Annotated in this window: 17 protein-coding genes and 2 pseudogenes; 8 read left to right on the top strand and 11 right to left on the bottom strand. The window is 38.6% G+C overall.

Going from position 1 to position 17,777, the window contains the following annotated elements:
• Positions 1-73: 73 nt before the first annotated feature.
• Positions 74-628 (bottom strand): HD domain-containing protein, encoded by a 555-nt coding sequence (locus PQ578_RS04775; RefSeq protein WP_273832436.1) that lies wholly within the window; start codon positions 626-628, stop codon positions 74-76.
• The gene (locus tag PQ578_RS04770) at positions 615-1,805 is read right to left on the bottom strand and encodes a DUF418 domain-containing protein (RefSeq protein ID WP_273832434.1); all 1,191 of its coding nucleotides are present in this window, start codon (positions 1,803-1,805) and stop codon (positions 615-617) included. The genes PQ578_RS04775 and PQ578_RS04770 overlap by 14 nt, the downstream gene beginning before the upstream one ends.
• 273 nt (positions 1,806-2,078) lie before the next feature.
• Here PQ578_RS04770 and PQ578_RS04765 point away from each other — a divergent pair, with 273 nt between their 5' ends.
• Both PQ578_RS04765 and PQ578_RS04760 read left to right on the top strand, forming a co-directional pair.
• The gene (locus PQ578_RS04765; protein ID WP_273832432.1) at positions 2,079-2,609 is read left to right on the top strand and encodes a sigma-70 family RNA polymerase sigma factor; all 531 of its coding nucleotides are present in this window, start codon (positions 2,079-2,081) and stop codon (positions 2,607-2,609) included.
• Positions 2,610-2,620: 11 nt separating this feature from the next.
• Positions 2,621-3,226 (top strand): hypothetical protein, encoded by a 606-nt coding sequence (locus PQ578_RS04760; RefSeq protein ID WP_273832430.1) that lies wholly within the window; start codon positions 2,621-2,623, stop codon positions 3,224-3,226.
• A 41-nt stretch (positions 3,227-3,267) separates the two neighbouring features.
• Here the strand turns inward: PQ578_RS04760 and PQ578_RS04755 are convergent, their stop codons facing one another.
• Both PQ578_RS04755 and PQ578_RS04750 read right to left on the bottom strand, forming a co-directional pair.
• Positions 3,268-4,560 carry a DUF2254 domain-containing protein gene (locus PQ578_RS04755; RefSeq protein ID WP_273832428.1) on the bottom strand — a complete coding sequence of 431 codons (1,293 nt, stop codon included), beginning with the start codon at positions 4,558-4,560 and terminating at the stop codon, positions 3,268-3,270.
• Between the two features lie 116 nt (positions 4,561-4,676).
• Complete coding sequence (locus PQ578_RS04750) at positions 4,677-5,237, bottom strand: methyltransferase family protein (RefSeq protein ID WP_273832426.1); 561 nt, start codon at positions 5,235-5,237, stop codon at positions 4,677-4,679.
• Between the two features lie 420 nt (positions 5,238-5,657).
• Between PQ578_RS04750 and proB the strand changes: the two genes are divergently transcribed.
• The 4 genes from proB (at position 5,658) to PQ578_RS04730 (ending at position 10,917) form a co-directional block, all read left to right on the top strand.
• Positions 5,658-6,800, top strand: a complete 1,143-nt coding sequence (gene proB, locus PQ578_RS04745; RefSeq protein ID WP_165997402.1) for a glutamate 5-kinase — start codon at positions 5,658-5,660, stop codon at positions 6,798-6,800.
• Positions 6,801-6,834: 34 nt separating this feature from the next.
• Positions 6,835-8,100 carry a glutamate-5-semialdehyde dehydrogenase gene (locus PQ578_RS04740; RefSeq protein WP_273832424.1) on the top strand — a complete coding sequence of 422 codons (1,266 nt, stop codon included), beginning with the start codon at positions 6,835-6,837 and terminating at the stop codon, positions 8,098-8,100.
• Positions 8,101-8,282: 182 nt separating this feature from the next.
• Positions 8,283-9,392 (top strand): NADH:flavin oxidoreductase, encoded by a 1,110-nt coding sequence (locus tag PQ578_RS04735; protein WP_273832422.1) that lies wholly within the window; start codon positions 8,283-8,285, stop codon positions 9,390-9,392.
• Positions 9,393-9,576: 184 nt separating this feature from the next.
• A complete protein-coding gene (locus PQ578_RS04730; protein ID WP_273832421.1) occupies positions 9,577-10,917 on the top strand; it encodes a DUF2252 domain-containing protein in 1,341 nt (446 codons plus the stop codon).
• A 32-nt stretch (positions 10,918-10,949) separates the two neighbouring features.
• Here the strand turns inward: PQ578_RS04730 and PQ578_RS04725 are convergent, their stop codons facing one another.
• The 4 genes and pseudogenes from PQ578_RS04725 to PQ578_RS04710 form a co-directional block, all read right to left on the bottom strand.
• Positions 10,950-11,588 carry a YczE/YyaS/YitT family protein gene (locus tag PQ578_RS04725; protein ID WP_273832420.1) on the bottom strand — a complete coding sequence of 213 codons (639 nt, stop codon included), beginning with the start codon at positions 11,586-11,588 and terminating at the stop codon, positions 10,950-10,952.
• A 190-nt stretch (positions 11,589-11,778) separates the two neighbouring features.
• Positions 11,779-12,717 carry a peptidoglycan-binding protein gene (locus PQ578_RS04720; RefSeq protein WP_098444676.1) on the bottom strand — a complete coding sequence of 313 codons (939 nt, stop codon included), beginning with the start codon at positions 12,715-12,717 and terminating at the stop codon, positions 11,779-11,781.
• 312 nt (positions 12,718-13,029) lie between these two features.
• Positions 13,030-13,422 (bottom strand): annotated as a pseudogene (locus PQ578_RS04715) (ATP-binding cassette domain-containing protein); the annotation flags it as partial.
• Between the two features lie 19 nt (positions 13,423-13,441).
• Positions 13,442-13,774: pseudogene (locus PQ578_RS04710) on the bottom strand (cytochrome ubiquinol oxidase subunit I); the annotation flags it as partial.
• 186 nt (positions 13,775-13,960) lie between these two features.
• Between PQ578_RS04710 and PQ578_RS04705 the strand changes: the two are divergent.
• Entirely contained in the window at positions 13,961-14,863 is a 903-nt protein-coding gene (locus PQ578_RS04705; RefSeq protein WP_273833267.1) for an EamA family transporter, read from the top strand.
• Positions 14,864-14,880: 17 nt separating this feature from the next.
• Here the strand turns inward: PQ578_RS04705 and PQ578_RS04700 are convergent, their stop codons facing one another.
• From PQ578_RS04700 to PQ578_RS04690, 3 genes are read right to left on the bottom strand one after another with little or no spacing between them, the layout of a single operon-like run.
• Complete coding sequence (locus tag PQ578_RS04700; protein WP_273832417.1) at positions 14,881-15,138, bottom strand: hypothetical protein; 258 nt, start codon at positions 15,136-15,138, stop codon at positions 14,881-14,883.
• A 21-nt stretch (positions 15,139-15,159) separates the two neighbouring features.
• Positions 15,160-15,390 (bottom strand): hypothetical protein, encoded by a 231-nt coding sequence (locus PQ578_RS04695; RefSeq protein ID WP_224882615.1) that lies wholly within the window; start codon positions 15,388-15,390, stop codon positions 15,160-15,162.
• On the bottom strand, positions 15,371-16,921 hold the full coding sequence (locus PQ578_RS04690) for a sodium:solute symporter family protein (RefSeq protein ID WP_273832416.1): 1,551 nt from the start codon (positions 16,919-16,921) through the stop codon (positions 15,371-15,373). The genes PQ578_RS04695 and PQ578_RS04690 overlap by 20 nt, the downstream gene beginning before the upstream one ends.
• Positions 16,922-17,431: 510 nt before the next feature.
• On the opposite strand from PQ578_RS04690, the gene PQ578_RS04685 reads away from it, so the two are divergent.
• A complete protein-coding gene (locus tag PQ578_RS04685; RefSeq protein ID WP_098444684.1) occupies positions 17,432-17,725 on the top strand; it encodes a WXG100 family type VII secretion target in 294 nt (97 codons plus the stop codon).
• Positions 17,726-17,777 lie beyond the last annotated feature (52 nt).

Below are 17,777 nucleotides of genomic sequence, written 5' to 3'. Positions count from 1 at the left end.
TTCTATTTGAATATAATTACCAATACCCCGAAGTAGGAAATGTAATCATGAAATTCATATGACAAACGTTTCGCTAATCCCTAAAAACCATTTCAATCATTTCATTTAGCTTTAAAAACAAAGGAAATTCCGCTTCTTTTGCTGTAAGACCAGCTAACAAACTTAGATAGATCGATTCATAATACCAGCGCTGCATTTCTTTTCCACGATTAAATCGCTCCCAAATTCGTTCACCTTCTGCCTTGTAATCGTAATAGATGGTAGTTAAGTTATGCAGTTTATCGGCACAAGCAATTTGCTTCACCTGAAACGAAGCTGTCCTTAACGTGTCGATCGTGTGATTCTTTCTTTTTTCCCAATTGAGACTTTTATCAGGCTCTGAGCATCCTGAAACTAAATCTGCAATGAATTCACCAAACTGTTCTTTAACGATCTCGTAAGTCATAGAAGTATCTTCCACCACATCATGGAGTATACCCGCTGCAATGGCTTCTTCTGAGGCTCCTGCCTCTATCAAATAGAACCCTACTGTTACAGGGTGAGAAAAGTATGGCAATGTTGATCCTTTTCTGTATTGCCTATCATGAGCGACTGCTGAAAATTCAACAGCTTTTTCAATTATTCTCATATCCAATCTCCCTTTCCTGGTTTCTTTTTAAGGAAAAACGCCGTCTATACGTTACCATTCGCCATATCCATTCAATCGGACCGTAACGATATTTCAAAAGCCACCATCGACTAAATGCGATCTGCAACATGAAAATGCCCAGTAATAATAGAACGCCTGTTGTAACCTCAACTTCTCCATATAAACCCAAACCATAATTATAAAAAATAAGCGTGCTTACAATTGACTGAGACAAGTAATTTGTTAGCGCCAATTTCCCAACCCACTCAAGTGGCTTTAGCGTTTTTCCCGAATAGTAAATAAGAGCAATAGCCGACATATAAAAAAGAGAAACAAGCGGTCCACCAAGACTATCTTGAAGATGAGAAAATGCATAAGAATCAAACACTAAGGGCGAAATCTTTACAAAAAAGCCGATTGCTCCAATAAAAAACAATTTTCTCACTAATAACAAATTGTTCTGCTTCCCATTAAACCACCCTTCTTTCGCAAAAGCGGCACCTATTAGAAAGTAAGGGAAAACTGAAAATAAGAGAAACACACCATTTATCCCACCATTCACATAAGTCCAATCACTCACACGTTGATTTAAAATTTCCATATAGCTACCTGATCCATAAATGAGAAGTGACTGTTGAATCGCGTCAGGATTATGCGATGTAAACTCATCTCCGTTAAATGGCAATAGTAATAAAAAGAAAATAAGGGCATAAAACAGCCACATACTGATTCCAATTTGTAACAAATGTTTCCCATTTAGTTTGATAAAAAGAAGCAATAAGAAACCACAAAGACTATAAGTAAATAATATATCGCCATGCCAGATCAATACGAAATGCATAACGCCAAGGATAAACAGGAAAACCAATCGCCTTACTATAACCGGAAGAAATCGGGTACTACGAGCAATCAAACGATTTTGTAGAATAATAAATCCATAACCAAACAAAAACGAAAATAAGGGATAGAAACTTGCTTGTGCGAGTACATCAATCACATTCATGGTGAATTGATTCCATTGATCCCCCCAGTAGCTCAACTGGTCGATGTACATCCATGGTGAATGGAAATCGATCATGTTCACAAAAAAGATACCGAGTAAAGCGAGACCTCGCATCGCATCAATGGATTGAATCCTTTCATTCGTAGGTGTGGGAATTGCGGTTAATTTAGTCAACATATTCCTCTTTTCATTCTAATGATATACCTCTAAAGAACTCGTTCCACATTAATCAAACTTAATCCTTCTTTAGCCATTCTATAAACGAAGCCGACTTAGTCAAATGTTTACCACCGTACGTTATTTTTATATAATTTAAGGAAAATCTACCAAGTTTGGTTAAATCTATTCTATAATAGAAACAAACACAAATTATGGAAATTTAATATGAAACCCTTCGCGCACGTTACTCGTCTTTTATTTGAAGGGCCGAAGGAGGAAGACGCAACCTTGGGGAACAAAGAACCAACCAATTACCTTGATCTTACCAATAGGGAAGCGGTCCTTGAAACAATTATGGATGAATATGGCGATAGTGTTGTCTGGCTTGCTTTTAGCTACTTAAAAGATAAAGATAAGGCAGAAGATATTGCTCAAGAAGTGTTTATTATTTGCTATACGAAATTAGACACTTTTAATATGGAATCTTCTCTTAAATCTTGGGTCCTAACCATTACCGCAAATAAATGCAAGGATGTTCTTAAGAGCTGGGCTTATCGTAACATCACCTTCGCTCAGTCACTTTTAAGTACATTTAAACACTCCGCTTCTGAACCTGACATGGTGCTCATTGGCTCAGAAGAGAATAATGAACTTGCATTAAACATACTTAAGCTTCCTACTAAATATCGCGAGGTTATCTTTCTTCATTATTTTGAAGATTTGAAAGTACAAGAAATCAGTGAACTGCTTTCCATTAATGAAAACTCCGTTAAAACTAGATTACGACGGGCAAGAATGCTTCTTAAAGAAATGTACTAGGGAGGGTCACGATGGAGAAATATTTCAAAAACCTTCGCACTAGGTTGATTGATACAAAAGCTGTTACTTTTACTCATTCCCATAAGGACAATGTTTGGAAAACAGTTAAGAGAGATACTCGTCCAAAAAAGAAAAGTAGTTTTGGAACAGTCTTACATCAAAAAATTCCTGCTCTTCTTACTTATCTTACTCTTTTATTGATGCTAGTAGGAACCGGATTAATTGTTGCATCTGAGATTGGCATTTTGCCAGAAAAGAATTCAGCTAGCGTCCACTCGCTTACGGAAGAAGACTTATATAATGACGTCTTAAACTCAGCATCTCTTATAACTAATTCCGATGATGAAGAAAAAATCCGCTCGATTGCCCTTTCTTACTTAGCTAACTATGATAATTGGAAAATCAGCAACCCAGAAGCTATTTATAAGGAACAGCCTGCGATTCTTGCTCAAGGTAGAATTACAGAAGGGTATTTTGAGAAAATGACGTTTAGTATATGGATTGAACCAGCTACAGGACTTCCTCTCAATTTTGTTATTCGGAACCAACAAAGCAGCGTTCTTGAAGAGTTCACATTACCAGGCGAAGCACTCGCAAAGGTTGAGCTACAAAACTAAAAAATAAAGGCATCCGACAAATTGTCGGATGCCTTTCTATGTTATTTACATACATCATTTAACACTTCTGAAGTATGGAGAAGAAACTCACGGTCAAGATCTGGTAGTTCGTTTAGATCAATGCTAGTTAATAAATATTGATGAAACCGCTGAACATCTGCTTTGATTTCCTTACGTTGCCCATCTGCGGTTAAAATAAGTGCATCAAGTATACCATTTAACATGGATACATCATCTTTTCCATAATGACGTATTTGATAGAACGATTTATAAAGATATTGAAAAAATGGTTTTGGCGTTGATAGAACGCGAAGGTTTCTTTCTTTATCAAAAAAAGCTTCTTTTGGATCATAAGTATGGCCGATTTTTGAAAGGATCGTACCAATTCGGTTCGTACAGTTAACTGCTGTATGTGGATCATTCACCGATGGTGAGATCGCTCTAAGGGCGATGTCTACGAGTTTTTGTATTGAAAACTCCAGGTCCTGATCATTGATTCTTTCTGTTCCGATCGCAATTGAATTTAAGAAATTGTCAGCAGAAAAAGTGGAAGAACCTTTCATCCATACCGTTGCGATTCTGGAACCTTCCTTCACGTAATTCCCTACATCAGAATCAAGTCGAATAATGCTTTCATTTTCAGTGGCTAGGTCAACTAGTTTAGAATAAGGAATTTTCTGAATATAACCTATCTGATTACTATATAACGGCATACCGTCTTCTTCTCTTAGTTCACTCTCTTCCCAGCGATCCCACTTCTCGAACGTCTCACCTTCATAAAGTTCACTTTTCTCTTCAACGATATGAAGAGACCTTCTTGTAATTTTTTCGATTAAATTGTTTACCTGAACAAACGTGGCAGAATGATGAATAAATAAGATGAAGAACAGTAAACAAGTAATCGCAAGGATAACAGTTAGAAGTGGAGATAGAATAATTCGGCTGTCTTTACCTGTTAAAAGAAGCATGTTCACTAATGCAAAATTGAATCCTGCAACGAAAACACCAAGTACATGTTGTGTAAAACGATCCGAGATAAAATCCTGTAATGTTCTCGGAGAAAATTGTGAGGAATAAGTCGTCAACACAACCATAATAGATGAAAATGAAATTGTCGTCATCGTTAAAATAGCTGTGACAAGCGGAGCATAGAGTGACTGCGCTATTTTTTCAGTTGAAAGAAATAGCTTCGGTAACGTGCCTGAAAGCTGAGAAATATACATGATGTCTATCCATGTACTGAGTCCTACTACCGCCAAAGAAATAAGGCCGTATACGACTGGAAGAAACCAGAAACTATTGCGCAGGTTAATTAAAGTTTTAGAATAATTCATTCATTAAAGTCCTCTTTCACTATTATGTCATCTAATTCTTGTTCCCTCTTTCGATCATTCTAATCACTTTATATAAAGATGGAGAACTTTTCCACGAAGAAATCGAACGCTTCATATTAGTAAATGAAAGGGAGCAGTCGGTATCTTTCCTTTCCCCATTCGTGATAAGTTTTCCCAACAGAATCGAAGAGCATTCTTTCTTCAATACGAATTCGATAAAGAAGAGCAGGAACAAGCAATAGAAATGATAATATCCCGCCTCCCCAGGTACCTATGTAGATTGGCAACCCAACTAAAGTAAGAAGCAATCCTGTGTATAAGGGATGACGCAATAAACGATAAGGACCTGAACTGACGAGGTCGACTTTTTGCTCCACGATCACGTTTCTCGAAAAAAAACGCCCCAGTTCTTGAATTCCCCAATACCTTAAGCCAATTCCACTGCCATATAGAATTAGCCCTAGCAATTCAGTAAACGGTGATTCATTAAAAACGAAAAGATTACGTTCACTAAAGATAATAGAACCTACAATGGCTAAACTAATCATACTTAGAATCAAAACAAAAGATCGCTTTTCAGAAGATGATGATTCCGTACTCTTTTTCCCTCGTTTCATCACAAACTCGCTAATCCATAAAACAGTTAATAGAACGAATAGTACATCGATTATAATCATGCCACCACCCTTTCAACATCCTTTTATCAGCAGTATACCAGAGTTCTTTCCTTACTGATTGATCTGTGTCTGTTTCTTTTTGCATAAAGCTTAACTTTTATGCACAGCACCCTTATGTAAGCCCTTACATAACGACGAATCTAATTAATTATTTCATACAGTGAAACGCATAAAATGGATATAAATGTAAATTTATATTGTTTTACAGTCTTTATATACCGTGATAAGCCAGCCTCTCATCTTCTAAGCTTATGTGAAACGAGTTTAGAGCGAGCATCGTCCAAATTCATACTTATTCTCCTCGTATGCGGACTATTTGGCCATGTCATGTTGTCACGATATGCCCGTTTGTTATACTCATTACAGTCAATTGATTAAAGCAATCACACATTTAACGGCAAGTTATATAGGAGTGAAATAATGAATCTAAACGACGGAAAAAAACGAATCGTAATTAAAATCGGAAGCAGCTCACTAACGAGCAGACTAGGTGACATTAGCCGAAGAAAACTAGAAAGACTAGTAGATGATATTGTCATGTTAAAAGATGAAGGCCATGAAGTTCTTCTTGTGTCATCAGGAGCAGTAGCCGCCGGTTACCGCCGCCTAGGGTGTCTTGAACGGCCAACATCACTTTCAGAAAAGCAGGCCGCTGCATCAATCGGTCAGGGACTGTTAATGGAAGCTTATTCAGAACGCTTCATATCTCACGGCTATACTGCTTCACAAATTCTGATTACGCGGAGTGACTTTTCTGATCGCAAAAGATACAACAACGCACGAAACACAATTAATGTTCTATTAGAAAGAGGAATTGTTCCAATTGTTAATGAAAATGACACTGTAACAGTAGAGCGTTTGAAATTTGGTGACAATGATACACTTTCAGCAAAAGTTGCTGCACTCGTAAGTGCCGATCAACTTATTATTCTTTCAGATATAGATGGGTTATATAGTGAAGATCCTAGAAAAAACCCGGATGCTAAACTATTAGAACATGTGACTGAAATTACACCAGAAATCGAAGAATCCGCCGGAGAACCTGGTAGTTCTGTCGGTACTGGTGGTATGAGATCCAAAATTGATGCTGTCAAAATTGCGATGGCTTCAGGTACACCTTCTTTCCTAGGTAACGCGACAACAAAAGGAATCATTTATAATGCGGTTCACCAAACCGCGACTGGAACTTACTTTACGCCAGAAGGTCAAGCTGAGCTTGATAATAAAAAACAATGGATTGCATTTAATTCAGGTCCTGAAGGTGAAGTGATCGTGACAGATAAAGCAAGCTCTGAAATTTCTGAACACGAACGTAGCTTACAACCTGTAGGCGTGCATTACGTTCACGGACACTTTAAGCCAGGAGCTGTTGTGAAACTAACAGACATGGATGGAGAAGAAATCGGTCTTGGCGTTACGAACTACTCTTCTAAGCATTTGAAAATGATTAAAGGACTTTCTACTGATGAAATCTCTGAGCTTATCGATATTTCAGTGAAAGAAGCCGTTCATATTAATGACTTTGTTTATCACGATCAGCTAGCTATTCCACTCGGCTCGTAATAAAATAAGAATAAAAAATTATAGGAGGCGTTTGATGACTACTCTAGATCCAATTAAAGTCAATGTAAAAGAACAAGCAAAGCAGGCACAGGGGGCTTCCAAAACCCTCTCCCTGCTAACAACCGAGGAAAAAAATCAAGCACTACTCATTATTGCAGACGAACTTGAGAAAGAAACGGACTATATTTTAAACGAAAATAAAAAAGATCTTGAGCGCGGAAAAGAAAAAGGATTTACAGAAGCATTCATGGATCGCTTAAGTTTATCAGAAGAGCGTGTGAAAGACTTTGCAAACGGTCTTCGTGAAGTCGCAGAGCTTGAGGACCCAGTAGGCGAAGTGATTTCGGACTGGTCACTTGATAATGGTATGCAAGTAGAACAAGTGCGCGTTCCACTGGGCGTTATCGGTATGATTTATGAAGCACGACCAAACGTAACCGTTGATGCCACTGGTCTTGCACTCAAATCAGGAAATGCGATTGTACTAAAAGGTGGATCCAACGCTCTTAATTCAAATAAAGGGATTGTTCGCGTCATTCATGCAGCACTTCCAAAAACAAAAATTCCTGTAGAAGCTGTGCAGCTCATCGCAACAACCGATCGAGAAGCAACGAGTCAGCTCTTTACGATGAAGGAACACATTGATGTTCTCATTCCTCGTGGAGGCGGAGCCCTCATTAACACAGTTGTAAACAATGCAACTGTACCAGTACTTGAGACGGGTGTTGGAAACTGCCATATCTATTTTGATCAATCAGCAGAAGTTGACAAAGCCATCAACATTTTAATTAACGCGAAAACCGACCGACCTGCTGTTTGTAATGCGGTTGAAACGCTTATCGTTCATAAAAAATGGCTTGAGGAAAACCAAGAGACTCTTGAACATGCATTAGCTGAAAATAACATTAGCGTTCACGGTGATGAACATATCGTGAACACCTTTAAAGACGCTGTTCTTGCTGACGAGGATGACTGGAGCAACGAATACCTTGGTCTTGAAATTGCAATCAAAACAGTTGAAAATACACAAGAAGCGATCGATCATATTGAACAATATGGCACAAAGCACTCTGAAGCGATTATTACAGAAGATGCAAAATCAGCTTCTTTATTCCGCAACCTTGTAGACGCAGCTGCTGTTTATCATAATGCATCCACTCGCTTTACAGATGGTTCTGCGTTAGGCTTTGGTGCAGAAATCGGTATTTCGACACAAAAGCTACATGCTAGAGGTCCTATGGGACTACCTGCTTTAACAACGATTAAATATTGCATGACAGGTACTGGTCAAACTAGATAATGTAACCTCTACCACCCTTTCAATGAAAGGGTGGTTTTTTGATGAATGGACATAAATTCCCTCTTCCTACTTAAATAAATAGTTCACTGTGCATGCTATTAAAGTGAGCATAACTTTCGTTTATTCTATTGGTTGCCTTTATAATGATAACCATAAATGAGATCGTAGAGAGGATGACTGGAATGAACCACAACAAATTATTTACTTCAGAAAAACTTGGAAAGCTTTCACTAAAAAATCGGTTTATCGTCGCACCTATGACTCGCATTACCGCAACAGATGACGGAAGTGCCACCACGACCATGCGTGATTACTATGAACGTTTTGCGAAAGGAGGTTTCAGTGCTGTTATTACTGAAGGCATCTATACAGATGAGCTTTACAGCCAGGGCTATTTAAACCAGCCAGGTTTAACCAACCATAATCACATTGAAACTTGGAAAAACGTAACTTCATCCGTGCATGAATACGGAACTTCAATCATAGCTCAACTGATGCATGCTGGGGGTCAAAGTCAGGGAAATGCCTACACAGATGTCACAGTAGCTCCTTCAACTATTCCACCAAAAGGAGAGCAGCTTGGGTTTTATGGAGGATCAGGATCTTTCAAAACACCGAAGTCTCTTTCTATAGATGAAATAAAGGAAATAAGGTACTCATTTAAAAAAGCAGCTCGTCATGCGATAGAAGCAGGATTTGATGGTGTTGAAATTCATGGGGCAAACGGCTATCTGCTTGACCAATTTTTAACAGACTATTTAAATGAGCGTGAAGATGAATATGGTGGATCGCTTGAAAACCGACTTAAGCTTTTAGCGGAAGTGATCGAAGATGTTCGAAATGAAGTTGGAAAGAACTTTACTGTTGGCATTCGTTTATCTCAAATCAAAGTTGCTGATCCAGCCTATAAATGGCCTGAAGGAGAAAAATCAGCAAAGCTCATCTTTTCAACGTTAGAAAAAGAACTTGATTATATCCACGTAACTGAGCCTGATGGCACTCAACCTGCTTTTGGAGACGGTACTAAATCATTAGCTGCCGCTGCGAAAGCCTATAGTTCGATTCCTATCATTGCAAATGGACAGTTAGGTGATCCTAATAAAGCAAGTAACCTTATCGAAAAGCAAGAAGCTGATTTCGTTAGTCTTGGTACAAGCGCTCTCGCTAACCCTGATTACCCAAATCGCCTTTTAAACGGAAAAAAATTAAACGTGTTTGATTTTGAGAGTACTCTCCTTCCTCTTGCTTATATTAAAGAACATGAAATGAAAGAAGATATTATAAGAGACTAACGACTAAGAGATCCTGCTCCTTGCAATTGGAGTGGGATCTCTTAAACTATTCTTTTATTCCACTTACAGCAAAATGACTAACTCTGCTTCCATACAAACCGAAAAACTATTATAACCTCTTTTACTTTGTTCGGACCTTTAACTAAAGTACACTAGAATTATGACGAACGAAGGAGGAAGCAACATGACATCCGTCTCAACGGAACACATCAAAAACACAAGAAACTATCTGCGTAAACAAACGCTACAAATGATTATTGACCAATTTGATTCTACGTTAATGCAACTTACGAAATCTGAACGTAAAACGAAATACAGTAAGATGAGCGAAAGCCCTTTTAGCTTCTTTCGTGGGAGCGCGTATTTGTATTATTATGATGTTACACAAATACCTTTTCATTACCATACACCAGATGATAAACCAACCTGGTTAATGGGAGATCTTCACTTTGACAACTTTAGTGCTTTTCGCAATGAAGATGGTGAGAATGTCTTTGATGTAGATGATTTTGATGAAGGCTATCTCGGTTCTTATCTGTACGATTTACTTAGAATGACCGTTAGTGTTCGACTTTATGCGGAAGACTTAGGTTACTCAGAAAGCGACCAGTCAAAACTAGTCAGTACGTATATTAAGAATTATGTGAAACAACTTCAAGCGTTCGAAAATGGAGAGGAAAAGCCTGTTGCTTTTCAATTCACAAGCAAAAACACAAAGGGACCAATCAAGAAACGCCTAAAAAAACTTGAAGATCGTTCTCCTACGCACTCACTGAATAAGCAAACTCATCTTAACAGTGATGGCGAACGAAAATTCATCCGTACCGGTACTAAATTAAATGCGATTGGTGAAGCTGAAAAGACCCAAGTAAGAAAAGCATGGGAAACATACACCAATACATTGAAAGATGAGATTGACGAAAGCTTGAGACATTATGAAATAAAAGATATCGTTGAGAAAAAAGGAGCGGGTATTGGCTCTACTGGGCTAAAACGCTACCTTATCCTCGTTCAAGGCGAAAGTGCTGAGGACCATTTAACTGATCTTATCCTTGAAATTAAGGAAGCTCGCACACCTATTCCAGCTTATTTCTTCCCATACGACCAGGCATTTTGGGATACAAATAAACATGAAGGTTTGAGGGTAATTAAAACGCAACAAGCCATGCACCATAAGCAAGACCCTCACCTTGGTTACGTGACAATTGGCGATAAAGAATTCTATGTAAGAGAAAAATCGCCTTATACAAAGGAAATCGAGCCAAAACATATAAAAGAATTCAAAGATCTTAAACAAACCGTTAAGACGATGGCTCAAATTTCTGCCAAAATTCATGCTCGAGCGGATTCTGACATTGATCACCATTATTTAACCTACCATAGTGAAACGGAAATTCTTAGCGTGATTGATGACTGGAAAAACCTACGTAATGAAGTGAATGAATGGGCCACATTTTATCAAAAACGTGTAAAAAAAGACTATGATATTTTCATAGAATTGTGCAAAGAGAAAAACTATATTTAACGAAAAGCCTGCCGAATTCGGCAGGCTTTTCGTTAAGCAGATTCATTTGAGGACATTGGCTTTTGATAAGTTAAAACAGTTTCTAGCAATGCCTTACATTGAGGCATCGAAAATTGAATTATTTTACCGAGCATAAAAGCAATGACAATACTTCCAATCCCAACAGGCCCTCCAAGTAACCAACCTAAAAGCAACACAGCGATTTCAATCCCATTTCTTACCCAATCGATGCGCCAGCCCGTTTTTTCTACAATCAAGAGCATAATTCCATCTCGTGGTCCTGCCCCAAGACCAGAGGTTACATATAAACCAATACCATATCCGAGCACAACAATACCGACTATAAATACAATTCCCTGAGAAAGCAGCGTCACTGGATCTGGGAGAATATATAGGAAGAAATCAATAAATAAACCGAGCAAAAGCATATTTAAAAAAGCGCCTAATTGCGGCATTGTTTTTGTGTACAGTGATGTGAATGCAAGTATAATAAATCCAGTAATGATAGACCAGCTACCAATCGTTAAACCAAATTGCTTAAATAATCCATAATGAAAGACGTCCCATGGACCAATTCCAAATGTTTTACCTTTAATTGTCATGGCGATGCCTAGACCAAGTACGGCGAGACCTACGAAGAAAAACCCCCACCGAATGATTTTATTTCGCACAAAAAAGCCCCTCTCAAACAGAACAATTTCAAACCTTTGAAACTATATCACAGGAACGAAAACATAAAAACCAATCGGTAAACTGGGGAATTCTTCACTTAAGTCTTTTTCCATCACTGGAAGTGAATAGATTACAAGACAAAAAAAACTGCCTGATGAAATCATCAGGCAGTTGTGATCTTCAATTAAATTAGTCAAGTACTGTTACAGTAACTGTCTTACGACCAAAATCTAGTGCATCTTGGCGATCAGCCATGAATAAATCAACTCGGTTACCCTGGATTGCGCCGCCAGTATCTCCAGCAACTGCTTCTCCGTAACCTTCTACATGTACTTTAGAACCTAGTGGAATGACATCAGGGTCAACAGCAATTACTTTTTGATTTGGATTAGCTCTCAAATCAATACCAGTAGCTGTTACACCAGAGCATCCTGTACAGAATGCAGTGTAAGCTGTTGCTTCCATTTGAATTTCTTGACCACTTGCCTGTGAAGACTTACTTTCAGTGTTTGATTCTTTAGCAGGCGTGGAATTAGAAGTAGTAGATGTTTGAACTGCTTCCTTATTTGCAGCCTCTTTCTTAGCAGGTGCTTTTGGAGCAGGTGCACTACCACCGTTTAATACAGACCAAGTGTTCTTACCTGCAATACCGTCTACTGATAGACCGTTATCAGCCTGGAACGCACGAACAGCTTGTTCAGTGATCGGACCATAAATTCCGTCTACTGTATAGTTATAGTAACCACCAAGCTCTTCTTGTAGCGCTTGTACCTGATGACCGCGGTCACCTTGAACGAGCGTACGCATAGCTTGTCCATTATTTACGCTTTGCATTGCTGAAAATGTATTTGGACCTGCGATGCCGTCAACTGCAAGACCGTGTTCTTTTTGGAATTGCTTTACAGCACCTTCAGTAATTGATCCGTAGTATCCTGTAGATTCATCATAGTTGAAATACCCTTTGGCAGACAGTACATCCTGTAACTCGACAACGTCGCCGTGTTTTTCACCATAAGAAAGTGTTTGATCTCCTAGTGCCGCCTCTGAAACTACCGGACTAGCAAACATCATTCCAGCTAGTGCTGTGGATGTAACCACGTTTCTTACAATGTTTTTACGAGCTACCATGTATACATTCCTCCTGAGAGTTTTAATATTGGTGTTGTTTTTTGTTTCTCTCAATCACCCATGTCCCACATGATAACAGGCAAATATAACACAGCGATTTTAGTCCAATAACAAGTCGGTTACATAAATATGACAGATTAATACGGTTTTTATAAACTTTGCACAATATAGTACCATATACCTATTTACGTCATGTCTTTATTACAAATATGTCAAAAAATCAGTAAAAACCTTAGTTTTAGGTTCTTTTCAAAGAACGAAACTCTATCAAATCTTTTGAAACAAACTATTGCACCCTAATGATTAGGTCTTTTAACCTATCACCTTTTCTGTTACATGAGAGTTCTTTAAATGAAAAGGAGCATTTAATTCATAAAGTCTTCTATAGCGGTCGCTCAACATTAGCCATTCATCATGCTTTCCTTCCATTACAATTTCACCATCTTCCATAAATACAATATGGTCCATTCTTTTCATTCCTACAAGATGATGCGTTACCCAAACGACCGTTTTCTTCTCAAGCACTTGAAAGATCGTAGAGAGCAAAGCTTGCTCTGTTGTTCGTGGGTCGAGCCCAACTGTTGGTTCATCTAGTAAAACAACAGCTGTCTCTTGTATAAGAATACGAGCAAGGGCAATTCGCTGACGCTCTCCTCCTGAGAAACGCATAGCCGCTTCTTGCATAGACGTTTGATAGCCTTCAGGTTATGCAACAATAAAGTCATAGCTGCGGATTTGTCAGCAGAGCGAAGAAATCATTCATCTCAGCACAGACATTTCGAATCTCGAATCACAAAACCTACTGGTTCCTGCATAAATGAATTTGCTGCAAGAATCCACGACGCTAACATTAATGTTCCTAGTGAGATGAGCCAAATGCATATAATGAAGTTTCTTTGGGATCCCATCCAAAAATCCATAGACTAATAAACGTTGATTCTATAAAGAAGGCAAGCAACGTTTCAATCGCGAGCGGAGCTCCAAACACATCGCCAACAAATCGAGAATACTCAGACCAGTTCATCCCAAACTGAAATTCCTGGATAATTCCCGTGACGGAAAAAGAGTAATAAATCGACAAAAAAGAACATTATTCGGGTGGTGACAGGCACTTTTCCTCAATTAACCATTGCTTTATTCATCGTATTTAAGCTATATTTGAATTTGTGTTTTTCAATTCAAAAGCGCTTTCATCAAGATACAATAAAGCAAGAGTTTAACTGGAGGCAAACGTTCAATGAAAATGTATTTATATCCGTTGCTAGTCATTATCGGGGCTAGCAGTTACGGGGTTGTTTCAACCATCATTAAATTAGCAATGAGTAGTGGCTTTACAGCATCTGAAGCTGTTACGAGTCAATTCTTTATCGGCTTTTTGATTGCCGTGCTGATCTTTCTCATCACTAACCGACATAAGCTAAGTTTCTCTGGAATTAAAATCCTAATTTTCGCTGGGGTTTTTACAGGCTTAACGAATATTCTCTATGGACAATCATTAAATTATTTACCAGCATCCCTCGCTGTCGTCTTACTCTTTCAATTCACATGGATTGGCATGCTGATCTCAAGTATTTCAAAACGCCAGCTTCCAACCCGGATGGAGCTGCTTTCACTTATTATCTTAATTGGTGGAACAATTCCTGCTGCAGGACTCATTGATGCTGACTTATCAAACATCCCTTTGCAAGGCTGGTTATGGGGGCTTGGAGCAGCACTTTGTTATTCACTCTTCCTCTATTTCAATGGGAAAGCGAATACCAAAATGAATACATCAAACCGATTAGTCATCGTGTCGTTTTTTGCGTTTTTGATGTCAACGGTTTTTCAATCTCCAGAAATTATTTGGAATGGTATATTGCTCGCAGAAGGACTCTGGGTCTACGGAATTGCACTTGGCTTATTTGGAATGATCATTCCTGTTTTCCTATTTTCCATCGCGATTCCAAAGGTGGGCCTTGGAAAATCCTCCATTCTTAGTGCAATTGAACTTCCGATCGCTGTCATGGTTTCCGTCATCTTATTAAGTGAAACAGTATCCGTTCTGCAAGTCGCAGGTATTGTAATCATTATCATCGGAATGACGCTGCCAACTCTTTTCAGCGAAAACATAAGCCTCACACGGAGAAAAATAGTCGAACAGCAATAGAAAAACACCTCTTCCTACTAGGATGAGGTGTTTTCGCTTATTCTTCTAGACGTTACTGTTTGCCCCATTTGGTTATCAACAACAGCTTTTCCCTTCATAGATTTAAAGCTTCCAATTCCATTTGAAACTGCACTATAAGCTGAAAAAAGCGCGTATTTTAATTCAGAAGGTTTATGAACAATAACCATTTCTTTCTCTGCTACTTGAGCAAAAAAAAAGCATTCACCAAGTAACACAAGTGAATACTTACTATTAAACACGACTATTCGTTTCATCTAATTTATTAATCTATAACCTTAAGACTCTTTCCCTTCATTTATCATTTCCACAATTGGGCGAATGGCAATAAACAGTCCTGCGATAATCAGCCACCCTAGCGATACATACGTCCACCCTTTAAAGAAACTTAAACTGTACTCATAGCCAGTGATGAACATAATTCCTGGGAAGATGATGATGAAAACAGCGGTTAACCCTATGGCCCACCTTACACAAAGTTTCGCATCCTTATCGAGCTGCTCGTTCAAGTCCAATCTCCTCCTCTTCTTCAAATTCTTCGTCATCAAAGCTTTTGAATTTATCTTTCAATGTATCAAAATCAAATTCTTGATTAGCCATTAGTCCGTGACCAACAGAAATAACACCACTTACGATAAACACGGTAATATTCCCGAAGAACATCGATTCAAGCTGTCCGAGCGAACCAACACTCACTTCTCCAAACATTACATATGCGGACGCAATCCAGGCTGTTACTCCAAGAATAAATCCAGACAATGCCCCATAAAATGTTCCTTCATTCGTCGCTTTTTTCCACAATAATCCTAACGTTACTGGAATAACGGCTCCACTTACGAAGATGCCCATTGCCATATACACAAACCCTAAACTTATCCCTACATAGAAAAGGAGAATAGACAGAAGTCCCATCATTAGTCCAAAGCTTAACGTTACTTTTCGGGATACTTTGAGTAATTTTTGGCTGCTTGCTTTTGGATTGATCGAGTGACGGTAAATGTCTGTTACGACAATATTCGTAATAGCTGTTAATTCTGCTGCTCCAGTTGACATTACGGCCATAAATAGCATTGCGAGAAAAAGGATTGACCCTACACTACCAAGAAGATAGGAAGCCATTTCAGGCGCAACGGAATCGGGAGTACTAATCGGCACGCCAAGACCAGCTGCACTTACACCTAAGAAAGTGGCAATCGCAAAAGGAATAGAAAACCAGGCAATTCCTCCATATATGTATGCTCGTGAAGTTGCACTATCTTTACTAGCAATCGCTCGCTGCCAGTAGGCCTGATCAACGAAAACGGCACCGAAGTTACCAATAATATTAATCATACCGAAAAAGAGCCCTGGAATAGAAGCCATCGTAAGCATTGATGTAGAAGATGGAAGATCTTGAAGTCCTTCATAGATGGGGGTTGTTCCAAATTTCACGTAAATCGCTACTGCGAAAATGGTAAGAATTAAAAAAATCATAATCGTATTGAAGTAATCAGCGACAAAGGAAGCTTTTAATCCGCCAATCATGGTGTAGATCGTGAAGGTAAGGGGGATGAGAAAGGCTGCTACAAACAAATTCATACCTGTTAGGGAATTTAGAGCAATGGCTCCGCCGAGAATAACCATCGCTGTTACTAAAATGTTGGTCATAAGAGCAAAGACCATAATCAGTCGGTGATTTTTCTTATCAAAACGCTGACCGATAAATTCTAGAAACGTATGGGCATTTGGTGCCCTACGTTTCAATTGTATGGCTACAATCGCAAACAGCAACACTTGAATACAAGCACCAGCAGCATACCAATAAGGTCCGCTTATCCCGTACTGATACCCAGTCGAAGAGGACATCATTAAGGTAGCCGCCCACGTCCATGCTGCAATAATTGACGCGCTCGTTAACCCTACACCTACGCTCCGACCAGCGGTACTATACTGCTCCGCCGTCATCGCTTGTTTTCGACTTCGCTGCATGAAAAACGTAATACCTGTAAAAAACACTCCAAAGACTAAAAGCAACAGATAACCAACACTGGATGATAACATATGATTCCTCCAAATCGTTGAATTACGTCATACGTTAAAGCATTGCATTCACCGCTTCAACTGATTTGTTAAATTATGTAACAAAGTTTCATCAATCAAAATTACCTATGTCATTTTTCCTAACATTGTTAACCTGTTAGATATTCCTTCAAGATCAGTTTGACTAATCAACCAATTTTGAACAAGTGCTAGACTAATATAGTGAGCATTTAGTCTACACAACCACATGCTAGACTGATAACGGTCAAATTATACTGGAAAGCTATTTCATACTTAGGAATAACACTCAAAAATTCCATTTATTATATTATCATTCCATATTTTTCATTTTTATGTTTATTAACTGGAAATTACGGGGTATTATGTCATAGTATATAAGTTTCATTTTTTGACAATGTGTGCGTTAAACCTATCAACTTATTACAAATTATGCTAATTATATATAGGAAAGACTGATGGAGTTTTGTAGGAATAATGCACACATTACTAAATTAAGAGGAGTGATTTTGAATGGCAGGTCAAATTCGCGTAACACCGGAAGAACTAGAGAGTATGTCACATCGTTATTCAGCAGAATCAGACAAAGTTGGAGAACAAGTAAATAGCTTGAATGACATCATGGGACAACTTAAAGCTATGTGGGAAGGTGAATCAAGCCGTGCTTTCGAAGAGCAATACGAAGCGCTTAAACCTTCATTTTATCAAATGCAGCAATTATTAGAAGAAGTGTCTACACAGCTGAAGAGCACAGCTAGATCTCTTGATGAAGCTGATAATCAAATTGCTAACCAAATTCGCGGATAAGCGATAAAGAACTGATCAGGAGCGCTTAGGCGCTCCTTCCTTATGAGGTGAA

It is taken from the genome of Guptibacillus sedimenti, assembly GCF_028610665.1.
Classification (GTDB): domain Bacteria; phylum Bacillota; class Bacilli; order Bacillales; family Guptibacillaceae; genus Guptibacillus; species Guptibacillus sedimenti.
Note: the sequence above shows the minus strand (reverse complement) of the source record. Positions and strands in the feature narration are given on the sequence as shown.